Raw genomic sequence first — 20697 nt, 5'->3', positions numbered from 1 at the left:
CCAGCAGCCAACCGCCAAGACAGCGGTCGATGCCGCCTGAACCGATCACCGCGATCCGCATGGTCTCCCCCGGGTACGAGGGCAAGATAACACCGCTGTCGGCTCACGCCACGATCAAAATCTCGTCCGACACCGGCAGCGGTGAAACCACTGCAGGGAAGAGCCGGGGTTCCGGCATCTCAGGCCGCGGATTTGAGGTGATCGATGAAGGCGCGCAGCTTCGGCAACACCTGGCGCTTGCCGGGATGATAGAGGAAGACGCCCGGCGTCGTGGCGGCGACGCCGTCCAGCACCGGCTCGAGTTTTCCTTCGGCGATCGGACCTTCGGCAACGGGTCGAGGCGTCTGCGCCAGCCCGACGCCCTGCATGGCAGCCCCGAGCAATGTCGGATAGTCGTGTGCGATCAGCGGACCCGAGACCATCGCCTCGATCGCGCCGTTGCCGTCGACGAAGGCCCAGGGCGCTATGGCGCCGTTCGAACGGCGCAAGCGCAGGCAGGCATGGTTGCGCAAGTCGTCGACACGTTCGGGGCGGCCGTGGCGCTCGAGATAATCAGGGCTGCCGACGACCACGAACGAGAACGGCGGAGTGAGCCGCACCGCGACCATGTCGGTCGCGATGAACTGGCCGAGGCGGATGCCGGCATCGAACCCGCCGGTCGCGAGATCGACCATCTCGTCGCTCGCGGCGATCTCCAGTTCGATCTCGGGATAGGCTCGGCAGAACGATGCGATCATCGGCTCCAGGATCAACGGCACGACGGCGCGCGGCACGGATAGGCGCAGCAGGCCGGCCGGCCGTTGGCCGACGTCACGTACGGCCTCGCCGGCCGCGACGAGCTCCTCGAAAGCAGGGCCGGCACGGTCGAGGAAGCGCTGGCCGGGCTCGGTCAGGCCGACGCTCCGCGTCGTGCGGACGAACAACGCCGTGCCCATGCGCGCTTCCAGCGCGCGCACCGCCTGGCTCACGGCGGATGGCGTCACGCCGAGGTCCGCGGCGGCACGGCGGAAGTTGCGATGTCTGGCGACAGCCAGGAACGCCTCGACGCCCTCCAGCGCACCGTGTCGGACTGTGTAGTTCTGCTTCATGGGTCGTTGTGATTACAGCGGATAGTCGAATTATGGAAGCGGGCTTAGGTATTCGAATGAAGCTCGCAGACACCTTGCAGTGATCGATGGAGTTGACGGTGTGCGCGGCCACCAATCGCGCGACCGGCCTGCCAGAGCAGCTGCCTGCGTCCCGAGCGCGGTGTTCGAGGCCGCGTGACCATCTGTCGAAAGGAGGCCCAATGTCCACGGAAATCCTGTTCGAAACCCACCTCGTTCTGGGCTATGTCGCGTGGCTGCTTTGCCTCAGTGCATACGGTCTGCCGTGGCTGAGCTCGATGGACCGGGTCGCGGCGCATTGCGCCATTGCCACGCTGCACAGCTTCCGCTTCTTCGGGCTCGTCTTCATCCTTCCGGGCGTCGTGAGCCCCGATCTGCCCGCCGGCTTCGCCGTATTCGCCGCCTATGGCGACTTCGCAACAGGGGTGCTGGCCATGCTGGCGCTGCTCACGGTGAGGATGCGACAGCTCTTCTGGCCGTTCGTCGTCGCCTTCAATCTCGCAGGCACGGTCGACCTCATCCTCGACTATTACCACGCCATCCAGGTCGGCCTTCCCCAACGCGCTGGGGAACTGGGCGCCACCTACGTGATCCCGATCATCTACGTGCCGCTGCTGATGATCACGCACATCGTCGCGTTCTATTTTCTGGTGCGTCCTCGGCAAACAGTGACGTGAGTTGTCGCGGACTATTCCTTCGCCGCCTCGGCCGCCTTTATGTCCAGCAGCCCAAAGCCGAAATCATTGTCGCGTCCCTTGGGACCGAGATCTTTCGCCGTTGCCGCCAGCGCCTTCTCGATCTCGTCGGCCGTACGATCCGGTGCGGCATGGATGAGATTGGCGATGGCGCCGGTCACGATCGCCGCCGCGAACGAAGTGCCGGTGACCAGGTCCGAGCCGGCGCCACTCGGTGCCACCATCTCGACGCCGGGCGCCGAGATGAAGACATAGGCGCCGCGATTGGCCTGCGGCATCAGCCCGTCCCTGGCATCGGTGGCGGTCACCGCGATGACGCCGTCGAAGGCGGCGGGGTAACCGTAGGGTGCCTTCGGCCCGTTGTTGCCGGCGGCGGCGACCAGCACGATGCCCAGCGCCTTTGCATTGCGGCAGGCGACGCCGAGCAGATCGTTCTTCGGTCCGACAAAGCTCATGTTGATGATGCGGACGTCCTGCTCCGCCGCCCAGTCGAGCGCCGACAGGATGACGTCCATCGTCGATTTGCCGCCCTCGAAGGCGCGGGCGTGGTAGATCCTGGCGCCCGGCGCCATACCCTCCAGCGCACCGACGCCGGCGATCAGCCCGTCGACCGACGTCCCGTGATCGCGCTTTTCGATTGGCACGTCGGGCATGGCATCGAACTGCCCGGCAATGACGCCGGACAGCGCCGGATTGCTGTCATCGATGCCGGTATCGATCACCGCGATGCGGACGTTCTCGCCGCTGGCCTGTTTGGCGTCGAGGGCGATGCGGTCGAAGGCATAATTGACGATGCTGGCCGCCTGCTGAAGCGAATAGACATGGTTGGGCTCGCGCCGCTGGGTGCGGCCGTCAGCGGCCAATTGCGCCAGCACGACGCCGACGGGCCGGCCATCGGGAATGCCGAAGCGCACCAGCGTGGTACCGAGCAGTCGCGACTGCCGCTGCGAGCGCACCTCGAGGCCGAAGGACGCGGCGATCTGCTGCACGGCGCCGGCATCGCCGTCGATCGTCACCAGCACCTCGTCGGGCACGAAATCGCCAACCACCGCGCGCGGTGGCTGAACGGCAATGAGATCGGTCGGCGAGACGATCGGGCCACTTGGAGGGGGGCCGGCTTGATTGTTGGCAGGCGGCGTCGCCGGCTCCGGCAGTGGTGTTGGCATCGGTGCCGGGGGGGCGACCGGATTGGGGAACAGGTCGACGATCAGGGCCGGCAGGAAGACGGCGCCGGGTTGTGACGCGCCCGATCCGTTCTTTGCGGCGCTGCCGTCCTTGGCGCAGTCGGCTCCCGCCGCATTGCTCTCGTCGCAGTCGATTTTCGTCTGGTCGGGATTGGCCGCGTTGGTCTGCGCCGACGCAGGCACGGCGGCGATTGTCATCGCCGCCGTCAGGATTGCCGCGAATCGAATGACCGCCTCAGCCGCCATCAACCGGTTTCCTTCCCTCGATCACAGTGTCGGTGAAAGGCTGGGCGGCAATAAGGCCAATCTGCTTGGTGTAGTCGGCTGCGTTGGCGGCGGGGATACCAAGCCGGAACACCCCGTCGGCGGTCGGTCCACCGATGATCTTCAGCCCGTTGCTGCCGAGAAAGCCGGAAACGTCCGACATCCTGGCATCCGGCTTGAACTTGACCAGGGCGAACGGCATTTTCGCCAGATCGTCTTCCGCACCCGCAATCTCGAAATCCCTGCCCTTGCCGCCCGGCTGAACGAACGACTGCACCATGATCAGGGCCAGCAGAACCGCGGCCGCCGCCCAGGCGACACCGACCGGCACCGCCATGAAGCGGCCCCAGGCCTGTGCCAGCCAGGACGAGCTTGCCGGCGCGCGGGCTGGCCCGGCTTCGGCGTCGAACGCCCTGGCGAAGCGGCTTAGCGCATCGGCCGGCGGCCGTATCGCTTCGTTGGCGGCTGTCGTGCCGGAGAACTCCGCTTCGGCTTCACCAAGGGCTGCCATCGCTGTGGGATCGCTGGCCAGCCATTCCTCAACGGCTTCCAGGTCCGAGCCTTCCAGCGAGCCATTCAGATAGAACGGCAGCAGCGTCTCCATTTCGTCGCGGCGCGACATCTTTTCAGCGGCACTCATGGCCACCCCCTGTCGTAACCGGCGGCCTTGAGGGCCTCGCCGAGTTTCTTGCGGGCGTAGAACATCCGGGTCTTGACGGTCGCGACCGGAATGCCGAGCACCTCGCCGATCTCGCCCACCGATTGCCCATGATAATAGGCAAGATCGATCACCGTGCGGTGCTCTTCTGGCAAGGCGTCGACGAAGCGCCGCAAGGCGGCAGCCTTGTCTTCCTTCATGGTGACGACTTCCGGCGTGTCGGCGCTGTCGGGCACCGCGGCGGCGGCCTCGTCGTCGATCCAGTCTTCCTTCTTCTTGCGCAACGAAGACAGCGCTTTGAACCGGGCGATACCGAGCAGCCATGTCGAGACTTCGGAGCGTCCCTCGAAGCTTGGCGCCTGCCGCCACAGTTCGAGGAACACTTCGTTGGCGATATCGTCAGCCATCATTTCCGATCCCGTCTGGCGCGCCACGAAGCGATAGACCCGCGCGTGGTGACGCATGAACAGGAGCCGGACGGCGGCACGGTCGCCCTTCGCGACCCGGTCGACAAGCGCGCGATCGGTCTCCGTCGCTGCCGTCATGGCCGGTCGAGCCGCCTGGCTCCTGTCTGCTCTGTCGCTGATAGGCCCAAAAAGGTTCATCCTCCGCCAAGGAATTTTGGAGGCTAACCGAAGAGCGGGGCGGTTGCCAGCCTGGCGTAGGGCGAGCGATGCGGGTGCTTCGCGACAATCCATCTTCCCCTTAAGGGGAAGGGAGTTCGCTCAGCTCAAGAACGGCTTCGCCTTCATCGTCGCCGGCACAGGCACGCCGAGGCGGCTTAGGATGGTCGGCGCCAGTTGCAATTGGTCGAGCAATGTGACGGCCTGCGGTCCCTTGGCCGAACCGAAATAATACAGCGCGAAATCCTGCATCTCATCGTCGTGGCCACCATGGTGGCCACGATCGGTCTGGCCGTGGTCGGCGGTGACCATCACCTCGTAGCCGGCCTCGATCCAGCGCGGCAGGAAAGCAGCCAGCATGCCGTCCATCGCATAAACGGCATGGTCCATCTCGTGGCAGTCATGGCCGAAGCGGTGGCCCATCGAGTCCAGCGTGCAGGTGTGCAGGATGCCGTAGTCGATGCCGTGGCGCCTGGTCAGCATGGTCAAAGTCGCGAACAGGTCGACGTCGCTCGGCGTCATCTGGTTGCGAAGATTGTAGCCGGTCATGGTGTGGAAACGGCCATGCGTGATCGGCCCGCCCGGCTCGTCGTATTCCATGTCCTCAACCGGATCGAACGGATAGCCGCGGAAGAATTCCGACCAGTAGGAATGGGTCACCGCGCCGGTTTTGCCGCCGGCCTTGCTGACTTCGGAGAAGATGTCGGGTTGTTCGACACGGAACCGGTTTTCGTTAGACAGGATGCCGTGCACCTGCGGCGAAACCCCGGTGTGGATCGAGGCGTAGCAGCAGGCCGAGGTCGACGGCAGCACGGAGCGCATCTTCCAGACGCTCGCCTCGCCCGATTGCACCCAGCCTTCGAGATTGCCCATCAGCCGGCGCCAGTTCCTGTAGGGCACTCCGTCAAGGATGATCAGCAAAAACTTGGTCTTGAGCGCCATGGGCGGCTCCTTGCAGTCTTGTCACAAGGGTAGGGATAAAGTCCGGGCCTGACCGCCAGGCTCGTCAGGCGTTAAGCCAGCACTCGCCTAGCGCATAACCGTTTCACACTCTTCCTGGAATTGCCCTAGTTCCCCGCGCTGGCCATGCGGCGTCCTTTGATCGCCTTTTCCAGCCAGCCGATCTCCATCTCGGGGACCGATGACAGGAGAAGGTCAGTATAGGCGTCGAAGGGCGGCGCCAGCACCTTGCTCTTCGGCCCATAGCGCACCACTTCGCCGCGATACATCACCGCGATCGAATCGGCGATCGACTTCACCGTGGCGAGGTCATGGGTGATGAACAGGTAGGCGACGCTCTCCTCTTTCTGCAGCTCGAGCAGCAGCTTCAGGATGCCATTGGCGACCAGCGGGTCGAGCGCCGAGGTCACCTCGTCGCAGATGATCAGCTTCGGCTTGGCGGCGAGCGAACGGGCGATGCAGACGCGCTGTTTCTGGCCGCCGGAAAGCTCGGCCGGATAGCGGTCGGAAAAGCCCTTGCCCATCTCTATCTTGTCGAGCAGTTCGGCGACGCGCTTGTCGCGCTCGCGGCCGCGTATGCCGAAATAGAATTCGAGCGGCCGGCCGATGATGGTGCCGACGGTCTGGCGTGGGTTCATCGCCACGTCGGCCATCTGGTAGATCATCTGCAGCTGGCGCAGATCCTCCTTCGGCCGGTCGGCCAGCCGGTTTGCCAGCGGGCGTCCGTCGAAGGTGACGGTTCCCTCTTCGGGCGGCAAAAGCCCGGTGATGGCGCGCGCCAGCGTCGACTTGCCGGAGCCGGATTCGCCGACCACGGCCAGCGTCTGACCCGGATAGATGTCGACCGAGACGTTCTTCAGCACCTTGATGTGGCTGCGGCCATAGGCGGCGGTGACGTTCTTCACCGACAGGAACGGCATGGTGCCGGGATTCTGCTCGGCATGTTCGATCTCATGCACCGACACCAGCGCATTGGTGTATTCCTGGCGCGGTTCCTTGATGATCTGCCTTGTGCCGCCCCATTCGACCAGCCGGCCATGGCGCAGCACCATGATCTCGTCCGAGACCTGGGCGACGACGGCAAGGTCATGGGTGATGTAGAGCGCCGCCACATGGGTGTCGCGGATGGCATCCTTGATCGCCGCCAGCACGTCGATCTGCGTCGTCACGTCGAGCGCGGTGGTCGGCTCGTCGAAGACGATCAGATCCGGCTCGGAGCAAAGTGCCATCGCCGTCATCACGCGCTGCAACTGGCCGCCCGAGACCTGGTGCGGAAAGCGTTCGCCGATGGTTTCGGGGTTCGGCAGGCTGAGCTTCTTGAACAGCGCAACGGCGCGCTTCTCGGCCTCGGCACGCGTCGCCGTACCGTGCAGCAGGGTGGCTTCCACCACCTGGTCCATCAGTCTGTGTGCCGGGTTGAAGGCGGCCGCCGCCGACTGCGCGACATAGCAGACCTCGCGGCCGCGCAGCTTGCGGAAACCCTCCTTGCCGCCCTTGAGGATGTCGCGGCCGTTCAGGATCACCTCGCCGCCGGTGATGCGCACACCACCACGGCCATAGCCCATCGACGACAGGCCGATGGTCGACTTGCCGGCACCGGATTCGCCGATCAGGCCAAGCACCTTGCCCTTCTCCAGTGTCAGCGAGACATCGTGTACCAGCACGATGTTCTTCGGCGGTTCGCCAGGCGGAAATACAGTGGCCTCGATGCGTAGATTGCGGATGTCGAGCAGCAGGCCAGGTTTCGCTTTGCTGTCAGCCATCACCCGCGTCCTCCCTTCAGGCTTGTCGTCCGGTTGAGTACCCAGTCGGCAACCAGGTTGACGGAAATCGCCAGCAAGGCGATTGCCGCCGCAGGGATCAGGGCTGCCGCAATGCCGAAGACGATGCCGTCCTTGTTCTCCTTGACCATGCCACCCCAGTCGGCATCCGGCGGTTGCACGCCAAGGCCGAGGAAGGACAGGGTCGACAGGAACAGCACGGCATAGATGAAGCGCAGGCCGAGTTCCGAAACCAGCGGCGATAGCGCATTGGGCAGGATCTCGCGGAAAATGATCCAGGCGCTGCCTTCGCCACGCAGCTTCGCCGCCTCGACATAGTCCATGACGTTGATGTCTACGGCCACAGCCCGTGACAGACGATAAACCCGGGTCGAGTCCAGAATGCCCATCACCAGGATCAGGATCACCAGGTTGGTCGGCAGCACGGAGAGCACGACGAGGGCCATGATCAGTGTCGGGATGGACATCAACAAGTCGACAAGACGCGACAACAGCGTATCGAACCAGCCGCCGAACACCGCTGCCGAGAAGCCGAGGATGGCGCCGAGCGAGAACGACAACGCGGTAGCCAGCACCGCGATGAAAAGCGTGATGCGCGCCCCGTAGATCATGCGCGACAAGAGATCGCGGCCGAGATTGTCGGTGCCCAGCCAATGGGTCGCCGACATCGGCTCCCAGACGTCGCCGACGATTTCGCCATTGCCGTGCGGCGCGATCAACGGCGCGAAGATCGCCGCCAGCACGAACAGTGTCGTCAGCACGATGCCGATCAGCGCGGGGATGGGGATGCGTTTGATATCGAGCATATCCGCCCCCTATTTCGGATGTCTGAGACGCGGATTGGCGACGATCGCCGCGACGTCCGCAATGATGTTCAGGCTGATATAGACGGCAGCGAAGATCAGACCGACCGCCTGCACCACCGGCACGTCGCGCTTGGTGACGTGGTCTACAAGATACTGTCCCATGCCTGGGTAGACGAAGATCACCTCGACCACGACGACGCCGACGATGAGATAGGCGAGATTGAGCATGACGACGTTGATGATCGGCGCGATCGCGTTGGGGAAGGCATGCTTGCGGATGACGTTGAAGGCCGACAGGCCTTTCAGTTCCGCCGTCTCGACATAGGCCGACTGCATGACGTTGAGGATCGCCGCGCGCGTCATGCGCATCATGTGGGCCAGCACCACCAGCGTCAGCGCCGTCGCCGGCAAGGCGATCGCCTGCATGCGCTCGCCAAACGGCATGCCGTCATAGACGGTCGAGATACCGGGGAAGATCTGCCACTTCACGGCGAAGAAATAGACAAGCACATAGCCGATGAAGAATTCAGGAAACGAGGTCGAGGCCAGCGCCACTCCGGAGATCAGCTTGTCGACCCAGCCATTGCGGTAGCGCACCGCGATCAGGCCGAGGATAATCGCCAGCGGCACGGCGACGATCGCCGCCCAGAAGGCAAGGAACAGCGTGTTCCACAGCCGGCCCTTGATCGACGTCGCGATATCCTGGCCGCTCGACATGGCTGTGCCGAGATCGCCGGTCAGGACGCCGCCGAGCCAGTGGAAATACCTGACATAGGCGGGATCGTTGAGGCCTAGCTGCTCGCGCAGATTGGCGAGCGACTCCGGTGTCGCCGATTGGCCGAGGATGGCTTGCGCGACGTCGCCGGGCAGGATCTGTGTGCCGGCGAAGATCAGGACCGAAACGGCCAGCAACAGGAGAATGCCCAGCGCAACGCGCTGGGCAATTAGCTTCAGGATGGGTGAAGACATATCCGCAAAGCCGGGCTCAGGCCTGCAGCCAGCACTTCGCCAGGGCGTAGCCGTTCATCAATTCCTGATGCGGATCATCGACCCAGCCATCGACCTTGGCGCCGGTCGCGTCGATGAACTGGTTGAACATCGGCAGGATCAGGCCACCGTCGTCGCGCACCATGACGGCCATGTCGTGGTACATCTGCTTGCGCTTGGCCTCATCGAGTTCGGCGCGCGCCGCCAGCACCATCTTGTCGAAGTCCGGACGGATGAAGCGCGTGTCGTTCCAGTCCGCCGTCGACAGATAGGCTGTCGAATACATCTGGTCCTGCGTCGAGCGGCCGCCCCAGTAGGAGGCGCAGAAGGGTTGCTTGTTCCAGACCTCGTTCCAGTAGCCGTCGCCCGGCTCGCGCTTGATCTCCAGCGTGATGCCGGCCTTGGCCGCGCTCTGCTGGAAAAGCTGTGAGGCGTCGACGGCGCCGGGGAAGGCGACATCCGAAGTGCGCAGCAGCACCGAGCCGTCGTGACCAGATTTCTTGAAGTGGAACTTGGCCTTGTCGGGGTCGTACTTGCGCTGCTCGATCTCGGTGAACAGTGGATAGGACGAATTGATCGGGAAGTCGTTGCCGAGCGAGCCATAGCCGCGCAGGATCTTGTCCAGCATTTCCTCGCGGTCGATCGCCAGCTTCAGTGCCATGCGCAGGTCGGCGTTGTCGAACGGTGCCGTGTTGCAATGCATGATGAAGACGTAGTGGCCAGGGCCCGCGTGGTTGCGGATGGTGACGCCCGGCAGGCGCTTGATCAGGTCGACGATCTTCGGCTCGACGCGGTTGATCATGTTGACCTGGCCGCCCTGCAGGGCCGCCGTGCGCGCCGTGGCGTCGTTGATGACGATGACTTCGACCTGGTCGGCATGGCCCATCTTGTCGCCTTGCCAGTAGTTGGCGAAGCGCTCGCCGCCGTGGCGCACGCCTGGCTCGTTGGTCTTGACCACGTAGGGTCCGGCCGAGATGCCGGCATCGGGCTTGTCCTTGCCGCCGTTGGGCTGGACGATCAGGTGATAGTCGCTGAGCAGGTAGGGCAGGTCGGCATTGGCTTCCTTCAGCGTCAGCACGACTTCCTTGCCACTGGCCTTGATGGTCTCGATGCCCTTCATGTAGCCCAGCGCGCCGGACTTGGACTTCTCGTCCGAATGGCGCTCGAGCGTCGCGGCCACGTCTTCGGCGGTCACGGTCTTGCCGTTGTGGAATTCGACGCCGTCGCGGATCTTCAGCGTCCACACCTTGGCGTCGTCCGAAGAGCCGATCTCCTCGGCAATGCGGTTCTCGAGCTTGCCTTCCGGCGACAGCTCGACGATCATTTCGCCCCAGCACTTGCCGAAGGCGAAGGGCACCTGCGTCATCATCAGCGCCGGGTCGAGGCTGTTGGTGGATTCGCCGCCGACCAGACCGGCCTTCAGCGTGCCGCCCTTGATCGGGCCTGCCGCGCGCGCTGCACTCGAAAGCAACGAGTTGGCGAAGGGCGCGGTGACGCCGAGCGCTGCCGCCCGGCCGAGAAAATCGCGACGGCTCAGTTTGCCGGATGCGACCCGCCGGCTAAGGAATTCGAGTTCGTTTGACATGTTGAGTTCCTCACTCTGTTGGTTCGACTCTGCGGTCGTTTTTCTTGTTTCTTGTGAGAAGAATAATGACCGCAAGGGAAAGCGGTAAGCAAGACCGAATGCGACATGCCGTGGCGTAAATCGTACGTCGCATTTGGACCAACGGAATCCGTGCTCAAAGGAGCGCGCGCGGCACCTTCTCCTCGAAGTTGCGCTCGAAAACGAGAGTTTCGCCCTCATAGGCCTCGATTCGGGCACTGACGATGAAGTTTTGCGCGTCCGATCGCATCTCGGCTGTTGTTTCGGTGCGCACCGACCATCCATTTCGCGACAGGGTCTGCGTCCAGTGCGTTTTCCCCGAGGCTGACAAGGGATGGTCGGGATGGATCGTCCAGGTCTCGCGGGCGATGCTGCCATGGGCCAGGCCGTGCTCGAGATCGCGCAGCTCGCCGAAATCATCCGTTATGGAAAGCGTCACAATTCCCGTCTTCTCGTCGCGGTCGACATGACGCTCGGAATTGGCGGCGCGGATCGTTTCGGTCGCCCAGGGCGTGGCGGCTTCAGGCTCGGAGAACGTCACTTCGTCGCCTGTTGCCAGCGGGCGCAGCGGCAGGGCGAGCGTGGCGGCCGACAGAGCGAGTCGGACCGGTTCCGGCGACGGCCAGATCATCGGCCAATAGGCGTTTGACACGGCGATGCGCAGATGGTGACCGGCCGGCACGCGATAGGCACATTGATCGAGCACCACGCGCACAGACACGGTTTCGCCCGGCACCAGCGCCTCGGGGAACTCATGTGACTTGCGATGCGTCAGATTGAGCACGCCGTAGGAGATCAGCTCAGACGCACCGTCTGGATGCACGTCGCAAAGCCGGATCGCGATGTTGGCCTGCGGGCGGTCGCAGGAAAGCCGTACCTCAACTTCGGGCGCGCCGACGATGTCGATCGCCTCACGGAGTTCCGGCTGGTCGAAACACACCGACAAGGCGTCGTCGGGACGCTGGTCGCCGGGCAGTTCGGGGCCGAAGGTGAACGGGAAATACTCACCGCCGGCGAGGCCGCAGCTTTGCGGCGAGGCGACGATGGCGGGCTTGCTGCTGTCGGCGACAAGCTCGATCGATTGCGTCTTGACGGTAGACGACGGCCATTCCTGCTCCGCGACCCAGCGGCCGGGCCGCTCGGGATGCCAGCGGGCGGGGCGGACACTGTCCATGACATAGGCACGGTAGGCCGGGTCGGTCTCGACGCCGGTATCGATGCCCTTCAGCCAGCGGTCCCACCAGCGCAACGCCTCCTGCAGAAAGCCGATGGCGGGTTTGGGAGCGGCGTAATGCGGGTATTTGTGGATCCACGGCCCAACGATGCCCTTCACCGGAGACGGGATGTTGGTGACGAGGTGCGAGATCGTGTTGCGGTAGCCGTCATGCCAACCGCCGATCGACAGCACCGCGGCCTGGATGGCGGAATAATCCTCGCAGATCGAGCCGCGTTTCCAATAGGCGTCGCGATGTTGATGGCTGAGCCACAGCGGCGCCAGGAAAGGCTGGTTTTCCAGCCGGGTCAGCCACAGATCGCGCCACCGGTTGTCGCCGGCCAGCAGCGGATCCGGCGGCCTTGACGAATAGGACAGCATGGTCGAGGCCCAGCCGAAATTCTCGATCAGCAGGCAGCCGCCCTTGTAGTGGATGTCGTCGGCGTAGCGGTCGACGGTCGAACACAGGCTGATCACAGCCTTCAGCGCTGGCGGCTGCTTGGCCGCCACCTGCAGGCAGTTGAAGCCGCCCCAGGAAATGCCCATCATGCCGACATTGCCGTTGCACCAGGGCTGCGATGCCGCCCAGGCGATGACATCGCAGGCGTCCTGCAATTCCTGCTCGGAATATTCGTCGTCCATCAAGCCTTCGGAATCGCCATTGCCGCGCATGTCGACGCGGATCGACGCATAGCCGTGGCCGGCGAAATAGGGATGGGTCAGCTGATCGCGAAAGATGGTGCCGTCGCGCTTGCGATAGGGCAGGTGCTCGAGGATCGCCGCCACCGGGTCGTCGCCGGCATCTTCCGGCATCCACACCCGCGCCGACAGCCGGCAGCCGTCGGGCATGACGATCCCCATGTCCGGAAATTCGATGACCTTGCGGGGAAATTCAGTGACGGTTTTCATGCGGGACTCCAGGATCGCCAGATGATGGAGCCGGTGGGGTCGCGTCGTGGGCCAGACAACGAATTCGGCTGGTCAATCCGCGTCAATTCAGCGGAATGTCGTTTTCGGCCTTGCTCGCCTGGTAGGCGTCGGACAGGTCGTCATAGCGTGTCGAGATCTTGCCGATCCGCGTTTCCAGGCGCTGACGCTCGGCTTCGGGGAGCGACCGCACCAGCCTGCGGATCGAAAAGCTCTTCCAGTAGGCGTTCTCGGCATTGTAGCCGCCGGGATCGAGGGTGAAGACCTCCTTCAGGATCTTCAGATCATGCGGGATGGCGAAGCTGTCGCGCGAATCTTCATGGCTGAACAGATAGTAGAAATTGTCGAAGCCGGTCCAGGTGATCGCTGACAGGCAGAGCGAACAGGGTTCGTGCGTGGCGATGAAGATGGCGTCTTTCGTATCGACGCGTTCGGCCTTGGGCATTTCGTAGAAGCGCTTCAGGCAGTGCACCTCGCCATGCCAGAGCGGGTTTTCCATCTCGTTGTTGGTCTCGGCCAGCACCAGCGAACGGTCGTCCTTGCGCAGGATCGCCGCGCCGAACAGCTTGTTGCCGTGAGCAACGCCTTCTGCCGTCTTCGGCACGATGTCCTGCTCGATGACATCGAGCAGCCGGTCGATCAGGGAAATGTCGGTCATTACAGGCTCTCGTCGGGGAGATGGATCTCGTAGGCATGCGAGAAATGGAACTCTTCGAGGTTGGAGCCGTCGCCGCCACGGTCGACGATCAGGAAATCTTGAGCCTCGCCGAGCGGCGTCAGCACGCCGTGCCACAGATTGCGGGAATAGTTGATGCCCTGTCCGGGCGCGGTGAGGAAGGCGTGCGGCTCGCCCGGCCCCTCATCACCGTCATGGCAGACAACGACCAGGAATGGCCGCCGCGACAGCGGGATAAAGGCCTGGCTGCCGAAGGGGTGGCGCTCGACCATGGTCAGCTTCAGCGGCAATTCGTAAGGCGTGCCGCGCACCATCGAGATCAACACGCGGGCGTTCGGCCCAATCGCTTGCGCCGTGGCGAGGTCGTGGTAGCGCTCGGCCTTGCCGCCATTGATCGGGTAGTGATTGTCGCCGCCCATGTCGATGACGTCGCCGAATTCGGCAAAGCTCTCGCGGGTCAGCGGCCGCGCGACGATGCGGGTCACGGCGCCCGCCTTGCAATGCCGGCGCCGCCGAGCTTGGCGTGGCGGTTGACGTCCTTGTAGAGCAGATAGCGGAATTTGCCCGGGCCACCGGCGTAGCAGGCCTGCGGGCAGAAGGCGCGCAGCCACATATAGTCGCCGGCCTCGACCTCGACCCAGTCCTGGTTGAGGCGGTAGACCGCTTTGCCTTCCAGCACATAGAGCCCGTGCTCCATGACATGGGTCTCGGCGAAGGGAATGACCGCGCCGGGTTCCAGCGTCACGATGGTCATGTGCATGTCGTGGCGCAAATCGGCCGGATCGACGAAGCGTGTCGTCGCCCATCGGCCCTCGGTGCCGGGCATCGGCGTCGGCGCGATGTCCTGTTCATTGGTGAAAAAGGCTTCCGGCGCGTCGAGACCGTCGACCGCCTCGTATGCCTTGCGGATCCAGTGGAAGCGGACAGCGGCCTTGCCTTCGTTGCGAACCGTCCAGCCGCTGGCCGGCGGCAGGAAGGCGAAGCCCCCCGGCCGCAACACATGTTTCCTGCCGGCAAGCAGAACCGTCAATTCGCCCCCAACCACGAACAGGGCGCCCTCGGCGCCGGCGTCGGGTTCCGGCCGCAGGCTGCCGCCACCGGGCGCAACCTCGACGATGTATTGCGAGAACGTCTCGGCAAAACCGGACAGCGGCCGCGACAGTATCCAGACGCGGGTCTTGTCCCAGAACGGCAGGGCGCTGGTGACGATGTCCTGCATCACCCCCCTGGGGATGACGGCATAGGCCTCGGTGAAGACGGCGCGGCCGGTCAGAAGTTCGCTCTGGCCGGGATGGCCGCCATGCGGCGCGTAGTAGGTTCGGTCGGGCATCCGGATCGTATCCATGGGTTCAAGCCTATTGCGGGAGCATGTCCTTGACGCGGAGCAGCGCGATGCGCTCGACCTGTTTGCAGGCGGTCTCGAATTCAACGCCGCGGCCGTTGCCGATGCGCGCCTCGAATTCCGCCAGGATCTCCTCCTTGGTCTTGCCCTTCACCGCGATGATGAAAGGAAAGCCGAAGGTGGTGACGTAGGCGGCGTTGAGCTTGGAAAACAGTTCGCGCTCCTTGTCGGTCAGCGCGTCGAGACCGGCCGAGGCCTGTTCCCTGGTCGATTCGGCCGTCAGCCGCCTAGCCTTGGCCAGTTTGCCGGCAAGATCGGGATGGGCATTGAGCACCGAAAGCCGCTCGGTCTCGCTGGCGGAACGAAAGATGCGGCAGAGCGCGTTGTGCAGGCCGCCTGACGTGTCGTGCGCCGCACCCAGTTCCAGCTCGTAGGCACGTTCGGCGATCCACGGCGAATGCTCGAACACGCCGCCGAAGGTGTGGACGAACGTCTCGAATTCCATCTTCGACGGGCGCAGTGCCGCCGGCCGATAGGGATGGTTCTCTTGCCAGTGGCGGGCGATGTCGATGCGCCGCGCCAGCCAGACCTTGTCATGCGATTTGATATAGTCAACGAAGCGCCTCAACGCCGCCACCCGGCCCGGCCGCCCGACGAGGCGGCAGTGCAGGCCGATATTCATCATCCGCGGCCGGCCAGCCTTGCCCTCGGCATAGAGCGTGTCGAAACTGTCCTTCAGATAGGCAAAAAACTGGTCGCCCGAATTGAACCCTTGCGGCGTGGCGAAACGCATGTCGTTGGCGTCGAGCGTGTAGGGGATGATGAGCTGCGCCCCATCCGCGTGCTCGAACCAGTAGGGCAGTTCGTCGTCATAGGTATCCGACACATAGTCGAAGCCGCCTTCTTCGGCCACGAGCCGCACGGTGTTGACCGATGTGCGGCCGGTATACCAGCCGGTCGGACGCTGGCCGGTCACCTCGTAATGCAGGCGGATCGCCGCTTCGAGATCACGGCGCTCGTCATCGGCGCTGTGGTCGCGGTAGTCGATCCATTTCAGCCCGTGCGAGGCGATCTCCCAGCCGGCCTCCTGCATCGCCGTGACCTGGTCGGGCGAGCGCGCAAGTGCTGAGGCGACGCCGTAGCAGGTCACCGGCACCTCGGCCTCGGTGAACAGGCGATGCAGCCGCCAGAAGCCGGCGCGGGCACCGTATTCGTAGATCGATTCCATGTTCCAATGGCGCTGGCCCACCCACGGTGCCGCGCCAACGATTTCCGACAGGAAGGCTTCCGACGCCTTGTCGCCGTGAAGGACGCAGTTCTCGCCGCCCTCTTCATAGTTGACGACGAACTGCACGGCGACATGCGCACCGCCTGGCCATTTCGGATCCGGCGGGTTGGCTCCATAGCCGCGCATGTCTCTGATGTAACGCATCGTTCCTCCCGCCGGACATCGCCCGCAGTATGATCAGGATATCGAAAGGGCTGCTTGCGCATTCCCCCGAAAATTTTTGAAAGTGTTTTTGTCGCACTCCGCTCGACCGGGACTTATGCATCGCCTTTAATTGGCGCACAATTCATCAGTAATGTTCGACTGTACCGGAATGGGAGGCGGCCAGTGGGAGAAACGTCGAAAGCCGATGGCGGGCGTCTGACGACCCACGTCCTCGACACGGCGACCGGCAAGCCGGCGGCGGGATTGTCGATTGCGCTCTATCACCTCGACGGCGATGGGCGGATACATCTGAAGACCGTGGTGACCAATGCCGATGGCCGTTGCGACGCACCGCTGCTTGCCGGTGCCGAGTTCCGAGCCGGCGAATACGAACTGGTCTTCGCCGCCGGCGACTATTTGCGCCAGCAGGGGTTGAACCTGCCGAAACCGGCCTTTCTCGACCTGATACCAATCCGTTTCGGCATGGCCGAAGCGGTGCACTATCATGTGCCGCTGCTCGTCTCGCCCTATGGCTATTCGACCTACAGGGGGAGCTGAAGCATGGCCAAGGTCAGCATCCGCAACGAGATCCGTTTCATTCTCAATGGCAGGGATGTCGTGCTTTCATCGGTGGCATCAGACGCCACCTTGCTCGACTGGCTGCGGCTCGACCGTTCGCTGCGCGGCACCAAGGAAGGCTGCGCCGAGGGCGATTGCGGCGCCTGCACCGTGCTGGTCGGCAAGCTCTCGGCCGGTGGGCTGGTCTACGAAAGTGTCAACGCCTGCATCCGCTTCCTCGGCTCGCTGGACGGCACCCATGTCGTGACCGTCGAGCATTTGCGCGGCCTTCCCGGCCAGTTGCACCCGGTGCAGCAGGCGATGGTCGATTTCCACGGCTCGCAATGCGGCTTCTGCACGCCGGGCTTCGTTATGTCGCTCTATGGCCTGTGGATGAAATCATCAGACCCATCGAACGCAGCCATCGAAAAGGCTCTGCAAGGCAATCTCTGCCGCTGCACCGGCTACGAGGCGATCATGCGCGCGGCCCGCGCCATCTCCAGCTACGGCAAGGTGGCGAAGGACCCGCTGGCGGTGGAGCGCAAGGCGATCACCGCGAGGCTGGAGGCGATGCATGACGGCGCACGGGTCGAGATCGGCTCGGCCGAGAAGCGGCTGATCGTGCCGGCTGATGTCGACGATTTCGCCGCCCTGCTGGACAAGGAACCTGGCGCTACCATCGTTGCCGGCTCGACCGATGTCGGCCTGTGGGTGACCAAGCACATGCGCGATATCTCACCGGTGATCTTCATCGGCGATCTCGACGGGCTTGGCACCATCGCCGAAGACAAGGGCGTCATCACCATCGGCGCCGGCGTCACCTACACCGAGGCGTTCGCGACGCTCGCCAAACGTATCCCGGCGCTGGGGCCACTGTTCGATCGTATCGGTGGCGAACAGGTGCGCAACATGGGCACCATCGGCGGCAACATCGCCAATGGTTCGCCGATCGGCGATACGCCGCCACCCTTGATTGCGCTCGGCGCGCGGCTGACGCTGCGAAAGGGCAAGAAGCGGCGGACGATCCCGCTGGAAACCTTCTTCATTGCCTATGGCAAGCAGGACCGGCTGCCCGGTGAATTCGTCGAGGCGGTGCACGTTCCCATCCCCGCCAAGGGCACGAAATTCGCCGTCCACAAGATCACCAAGCGCCGCGACGAGGACATCACGGCGGCACTCGGTGCCTTCTTCCTGACACTGGCCAAGGATGGCACGGTCGCGGATGTGCGCATCGCCTACGGCGGCATGGCGGCGACGCCAAAGCGGGCGTCGGCTGTCGAAAAGGCGCTGCGTGGCAAGCCGTGGACCGAACAGACGGTCGAGGCAGCGATGGCCGAATATGCCGAGGATTTCACCCCGCTCACCGACATGCGGGCCTCGGCCGAGTATCGGGCGCTGGCGGCGCGCAATCTGTTGCTGCGCTTCTTCGCCGAGACCAGCGGCACCAGGGAACCGATCCAAGTTTCGAGGCACGAGGCGGCATGATGAACAGGCACGCCACCCCCAACCCCAGGGCTGAAAAGATCGCCGGCGGCGTCGCCACCGACCAACGCCACGATTCCGCCCACAAGCATGTCGACGGCACTGCGGTCTATATCGATGACATGCCGGAACCGGCCGGCACGCTGCATGTCGGCCTTGGCCTGTCCAAGGTGGCGCATGGCATTCTGAAAAACGTCGACCTTTCGGCGGTGCGGGCCGCACCGGGTGTCGTCGATGTGCTGACCTATGCCGACGTGCCAGGCGAGAACGACGTATCGCCCAGCAACATGCATGACGATCCGGTCCTCGCCCAGGACAAGGTGCAGTTCTTCGGTCAGCCGATCTTTGCGGTGATTGCCGAGACCCGCGACGAGGCACGCCGCGCCGCGCGACTGGCAAAGATCGACTATGACGAGCTTCCAGCGGTCATCGATATCTGGGATCTCGATCCGGTGAAGGACAGGCAGGTTACCACGCCGCTGACTCTCAGGCGTGGCGATGCCGCCGCTGCTATTCAAGCCGCGCCACGCCGCATCAAGAACCGCATGTGGCTTGGCGGCCAGGACCACTTCTATCTCGAAGGCCAGGTTTCGCTGGCCATCCCCGGTGAGGACGATGAGGTGATCGTCTATTGCTCGACCCAGGGGCCGAGCGAGACGCAGCATCTTGTCGCCCATGCGCTTGGCGTGCCAAGCAATGCCGTGACGGTGGAAGTCCGTCGCATGGGCGGTGGCTTCGGCGGCAAGGAAACGCAGGCCAATCAATGCGCCGCGATCGCCGCGATCGCTGCCAAGAAGCACAAGCGCGCGGTCAAGATCCGGCTCGACCGCGACGAGGACATGACCGCCACCGGCAAGCGGCACGATTTCGCCATCGATTATGAAGTCGGCTTCGATGACGAGGGCAACATCCTCGGCGTCGACTTCACCTTCGCCTTGCGCTGCGGCTTCTCCGCCGACCTGTCGGGCCCGGTTGGCGATCGCGCCCTGTTCCACTGCGACAACGCCTATTTCTATCCGAGCGTGCTGGCCAAATCGGCGCCGCTCTACACCAACACCGTTTCCAACACCGCCTTCCGCGGCTTCGGCGGTCCACAAGGCATGGTCGGTGCCGAGCGCGTCATCGACGAGGTCGCCTTCGCTGTCGGCAAGGATCCGCTCGAAATTCGCAAGCTGAATTTCTACGACCCGATGGAGGCGATCGGCAGCCGCAATGTCACGCCCTATCACCAGAAGGTCGAGGACAACATCATCCACCGCATCGTCGCGGACTTGGAGGAAAGTGCCGGCTATGCACGGCGCCGCCGCGAAATATCGGCCTTCAATGCCAACAGCCGCTTCATCAAGCGCGGCCTGGCGCTGACGCCGGTCAAGTTCGGCATCTCCTTCACCAAGACCGAGTCCAACCAGGCCGGCGCGCTGGTGCATGTCTATGCCGACGGCTCCGTGCACATGAACCATGGCGGCACCGAAATGGGGCAGGGCCTGCACCTCAAGGTGGCGCAGGTCGTGGCGGAAGAATTCCAGATCGATCTCGACCGGGTGAAGATCACTGCCACCACCACGGCCAAGGTGCCGAACACGGCGCCGACGGCGGCGTCCTCGGGCGCCGACCTCAACGGCATGGCGGCGCAAAATGCCGCCCGGCAGATCCGCCAGCGGCTGACAGACTTCGCCGCAGAGAAATATCAGGTCCCGCTCGACCAGGTGGTGTTCCTGCCCAACCGGGTGCGCGTCGGCAACCAGGAAGTCAGCTTCAACGATCTGGTCAAGCAGGCGTATGTTGCACGCGTGCAGCTCTCGGCTGCCGGCTTCTACAAGACGCCGAAAATCCACTGGGACCGCAGCAAGGGCCAGGGCCACGCCTTCTACTACTTCGCCTATGGCGCGGCCTGCGCCGAAGTGTCGGTCGACACACTGACCGGCGAATATGTCGTCGAGCGCGCCGATATCCTGCACGATTGCGGCCGCTCGCTGAACCGGGCGATCGACATCGGCCAGGTCGAAGGCGGCTTCATCCAGGGCATGGGCTGGCTGACAACGGAGGAACTGTGGTGGGATGACAAGGGCCGGCTGCGTACGCACGCGCCGTCAACCTACAAGATCCCGCTCGCGTCGGATCGTCCGAAGATTTTCAACGTGGCGCTGACCGACTGGTCGCAAGCCTATGAGCCGACCATCCATCGTTCCAAGGCGGTTGGCGAGCCGCCCTTGCCTCACGGCATGGCGGTTCTGCATGCGCTGTCGGATGCGGTGGCCAGCGTCGCCGACCACAGGATCTGTCCCCGCCTCGATGCTCCGGCAACGCCGGAACGGGTGCTGATGGCGATCGAGCGGCTGAAGAACGAGGTCAAGGCCAGCGCCTGAATCCGGCAAAGCGTGCAATTCAAGCCGAAAAAGC

At 63.9% G+C, this 20697-nt stretch carries 18 protein-coding genes; 4 read left to right on the top strand and 14 right to left on the bottom strand.

Annotation, left to right across the window (positions count from 1 at the left end):
- Positions 1-179 precede the first annotated feature (179 nt).
- Positions 180-1088, bottom strand: coding sequence for a LysR family transcriptional regulator (locus AC1RZR_RS03070; RefSeq protein WP_481827606.1), 909 nt, complete (start codon positions 1086-1088; stop codon positions 180-182).
- A gap of 200 nt (positions 1089-1288) precedes the next feature.
- Here AC1RZR_RS03070 and AC1RZR_RS03065 point away from each other — a divergent pair, with 200 nt between their 5' ends.
- Positions 1289-1783 (top strand): DUF8737 domain-containing protein, encoded by a 495-nt coding sequence (locus AC1RZR_RS03065; RefSeq protein ID WP_481827605.1) that lies wholly within the window; start codon positions 1289-1291, stop codon positions 1781-1783.
- An 11-nt stretch (positions 1784-1794) separates the two neighbouring features.
- On the opposite strand, the gene AC1RZR_RS03060 is transcribed toward AC1RZR_RS03065, so the two are convergent.
- The 13 genes from AC1RZR_RS03060 to puuE all read right to left on the bottom strand — a co-directional run bounded on the left by AC1RZR_RS03060 (position 1795) and on the right by puuE (position 16257).
- A complete protein-coding gene (locus tag AC1RZR_RS03060) occupies positions 1795-3231 on the bottom strand; it encodes a S8 family serine peptidase (RefSeq protein WP_481827604.1) in 1437 nt (478 codons plus the stop codon).
- Complete coding sequence (locus AC1RZR_RS03055; RefSeq protein ID WP_481827603.1) at positions 3221-3889, bottom strand: anti-sigma factor; 669 nt, start codon at positions 3887-3889, stop codon at positions 3221-3223. Before AC1RZR_RS03055 ends, AC1RZR_RS03060 begins: the two co-directional genes overlap by 11 nt.
- Positions 3886-4452, bottom strand: a complete 567-nt coding sequence (locus tag AC1RZR_RS03050) for a sigma-70 family RNA polymerase sigma factor (RefSeq protein ID WP_481827602.1) — start codon at positions 4450-4452, stop codon at positions 3886-3888. The genes AC1RZR_RS03055 and AC1RZR_RS03050 overlap by 4 nt, the downstream gene beginning before the upstream one ends.
- 180 nt (positions 4453-4632) lie before the next feature.
- On the bottom strand, positions 4633-5472 hold the full coding sequence (locus tag AC1RZR_RS03045) for an alkaline phosphatase family protein (RefSeq protein WP_481827601.1): 840 nt from the start codon (positions 5470-5472) through the stop codon (positions 4633-4635).
- A gap of 125 nt (positions 5473-5597) precedes the next feature.
- Complete coding sequence (locus AC1RZR_RS03040) at positions 5598-7253, bottom strand: ABC transporter ATP-binding protein (RefSeq protein WP_481827600.1); 1656 nt, start codon at positions 7251-7253, stop codon at positions 5598-5600.
- Positions 7253-8077: an ABC transporter permease gene (locus AC1RZR_RS03035; protein ID WP_477272102.1), complete on the bottom strand. Its 825-nt coding sequence runs from the start codon at positions 8075-8077 to the stop codon at positions 7253-7255. Before AC1RZR_RS03035 ends, AC1RZR_RS03040 begins: the two co-directional genes overlap by 1 nt.
- Positions 8078-8086: 9 nt before the next feature.
- A complete protein-coding gene (locus AC1RZR_RS03030; protein WP_481827599.1) occupies positions 8087-9046 on the bottom strand; it encodes an ABC transporter permease in 960 nt (319 codons plus the stop codon).
- A 16-nt stretch (positions 9047-9062) separates the two neighbouring features.
- Positions 9063-10649 (bottom strand): ABC transporter substrate-binding protein, encoded by a 1587-nt coding sequence (locus AC1RZR_RS03025; protein ID WP_477272106.1) that lies wholly within the window; start codon positions 10647-10649, stop codon positions 9063-9065.
- Between the two features lie 154 nt (positions 10650-10803).
- The gene (locus AC1RZR_RS03020) at positions 10804-12789 is read right to left on the bottom strand and encodes a CocE/NonD family hydrolase (RefSeq protein ID WP_481827598.1); all 1986 of its coding nucleotides are present in this window, start codon (positions 12787-12789) and stop codon (positions 10804-10806) included.
- Positions 12790-12871: 82 nt separating this feature from the next.
- Positions 12872-13465: a nucleoside deaminase gene (locus tag AC1RZR_RS03015; RefSeq protein ID WP_481827597.1), complete on the bottom strand. Its 594-nt coding sequence runs from the start codon at positions 13463-13465 to the stop codon at positions 12872-12874.
- Positions 13465-13968 (bottom strand): ureidoglycolate lyase, encoded by a 504-nt coding sequence (locus tag AC1RZR_RS03010; RefSeq protein WP_481827596.1) that lies wholly within the window; start codon positions 13966-13968, stop codon positions 13465-13467. The genes AC1RZR_RS03015 and AC1RZR_RS03010 overlap by 1 nt, the downstream gene beginning before the upstream one ends.
- Entirely contained in the window at positions 13965-14828 is an 864-nt protein-coding gene (locus AC1RZR_RS03005; RefSeq protein ID WP_481827595.1) for a bifunctional allantoicase/(S)-ureidoglycine aminohydrolase, read from the bottom strand. Before AC1RZR_RS03005 ends, AC1RZR_RS03010 begins: the two co-directional genes overlap by 4 nt.
- A gap of 10 nt (positions 14829-14838) precedes the next feature.
- The gene (gene puuE, locus AC1RZR_RS03000) at positions 14839-16257 is read right to left on the bottom strand and encodes an allantoinase PuuE (protein ID WP_481827594.1); all 1419 of its coding nucleotides are present in this window, start codon (positions 16255-16257) and stop codon (positions 14839-14841) included.
- A 183-nt stretch (positions 16258-16440) separates the two neighbouring features.
- Between puuE and uraH the strand changes: the two genes are divergently transcribed.
- The 3 genes from uraH to xdhB are packed head-to-tail and all read left to right on the top strand — an operon-like array spanning position 16441 to position 20663.
- Complete coding sequence (uraH, locus tag AC1RZR_RS02995; RefSeq protein ID WP_481827593.1) at positions 16441-16815, top strand: hydroxyisourate hydrolase; 375 nt, start codon at positions 16441-16443, stop codon at positions 16813-16815.
- 3 nt (positions 16816-16818) lie between these two features.
- Positions 16819-18300, top strand: a complete 1482-nt coding sequence (gene xdhA, locus AC1RZR_RS02990; protein WP_481827592.1) for a xanthine dehydrogenase small subunit — start codon at positions 16819-16821, stop codon at positions 18298-18300.
- A complete protein-coding gene (xdhB, locus tag AC1RZR_RS02985; protein WP_481829005.1) occupies positions 18300-20663 on the top strand; it encodes a xanthine dehydrogenase molybdopterin binding subunit in 2364 nt (787 codons plus the stop codon). The genes xdhA and xdhB overlap by 1 nt, the downstream gene beginning before the upstream one ends.
- The last annotated feature ends 34 nt before the right edge of the window (positions 20664-20697 follow it).

This window comes from Mesorhizobium bavaricum (genome assembly GCF_056781655.1).
This window is presented reverse-complemented; position numbering and strand designations above follow the sequence as displayed.

Coding starts and splice junctions, on each gene's coding strand:
- AC1RZR_RS03070 (WP_481827606.1), bottom strand. CDS start 1,088: ATGAAGCAGAACTACACAGTCCGACACGGTGCGCTGGAGGGCGTCGAG.
- AC1RZR_RS03065 (WP_481827605.1), top strand. CDS start 1,289: ATGTCCACGGAAATCCTGTTCGAAACCCACCTCGTTCTGGGCTATGTC.
- AC1RZR_RS03060 (WP_481827604.1), bottom strand. CDS start 3,231: ATGGCGGCTGAGGCGGTCATTCGATTCGCGGCAATCCTGACGGCGGCG.
- AC1RZR_RS03055 (WP_481827603.1), bottom strand. CDS start 3,889: ATGAGTGCCGCTGAAAAGATGTCGCGCCGCGACGAAATGGAGACGCTG.
- AC1RZR_RS03050 (WP_481827602.1), bottom strand. CDS start 4,452: ATGACGGCAGCGACGGAGACCGATCGCGCGCTTGTCGACCGGGTCGCG.
- AC1RZR_RS03045 (WP_481827601.1), bottom strand. CDS start 5,472: ATGGCGCTCAAGACCAAGTTTTTGCTGATCATCCTTGACGGAGTGCCC.
- AC1RZR_RS03040 (WP_481827600.1), bottom strand. CDS start 7,253: ATGGCTGACAGCAAAGCGAAACCTGGCCTGCTGCTCGACATCCGCAAT.
- AC1RZR_RS03035 (WP_477272102.1), bottom strand. CDS start 8,077: ATGCTCGATATCAAACGCATCCCCATCCCCGCGCTGATCGGCATCGTG.
- AC1RZR_RS03030 (WP_481827599.1), bottom strand. CDS start 9,046: ATGTCTTCACCCATCCTGAAGCTAATTGCCCAGCGCGTTGCGCTGGGC.
- AC1RZR_RS03025 (WP_477272106.1), bottom strand. CDS start 10,649: ATGTCAAACGAACTCGAATTCCTTAGCCGGCGGGTCGCATCCGGCAAA.
- AC1RZR_RS03020 (WP_481827598.1), bottom strand. CDS start 12,789: ATGAAAACCGTCACTGAATTTCCCCGCAAGGTCATCGAATTTCCGGAC.
- AC1RZR_RS03015 (WP_481827597.1), bottom strand. CDS start 13,465: ATGACCGACATTTCCCTGATCGACCGGCTGCTCGATGTCATCGAGCAG.
- AC1RZR_RS03005 (WP_481827595.1), bottom strand. CDS start 14,828: ATGGATACGATCCGGATGCCCGACCGAACCTACTACGCGCCGCATGGC.
- puuE (WP_481827594.1), bottom strand. CDS start 16,257: ATGCGTTACATCAGAGACATGCGCGGCTATGGAGCCAACCCGCCGGAT.
- xdhA (WP_481827592.1), top strand. CDS start 16,819: ATGGCCAAGGTCAGCATCCGCAACGAGATCCGTTTCATTCTCAATGGC.
- xdhB (WP_481829005.1), top strand. CDS start 18,300: ATGAACAGGCACGCCACCCCCAACCCCAGGGCTGAAAAGATCGCCGGC.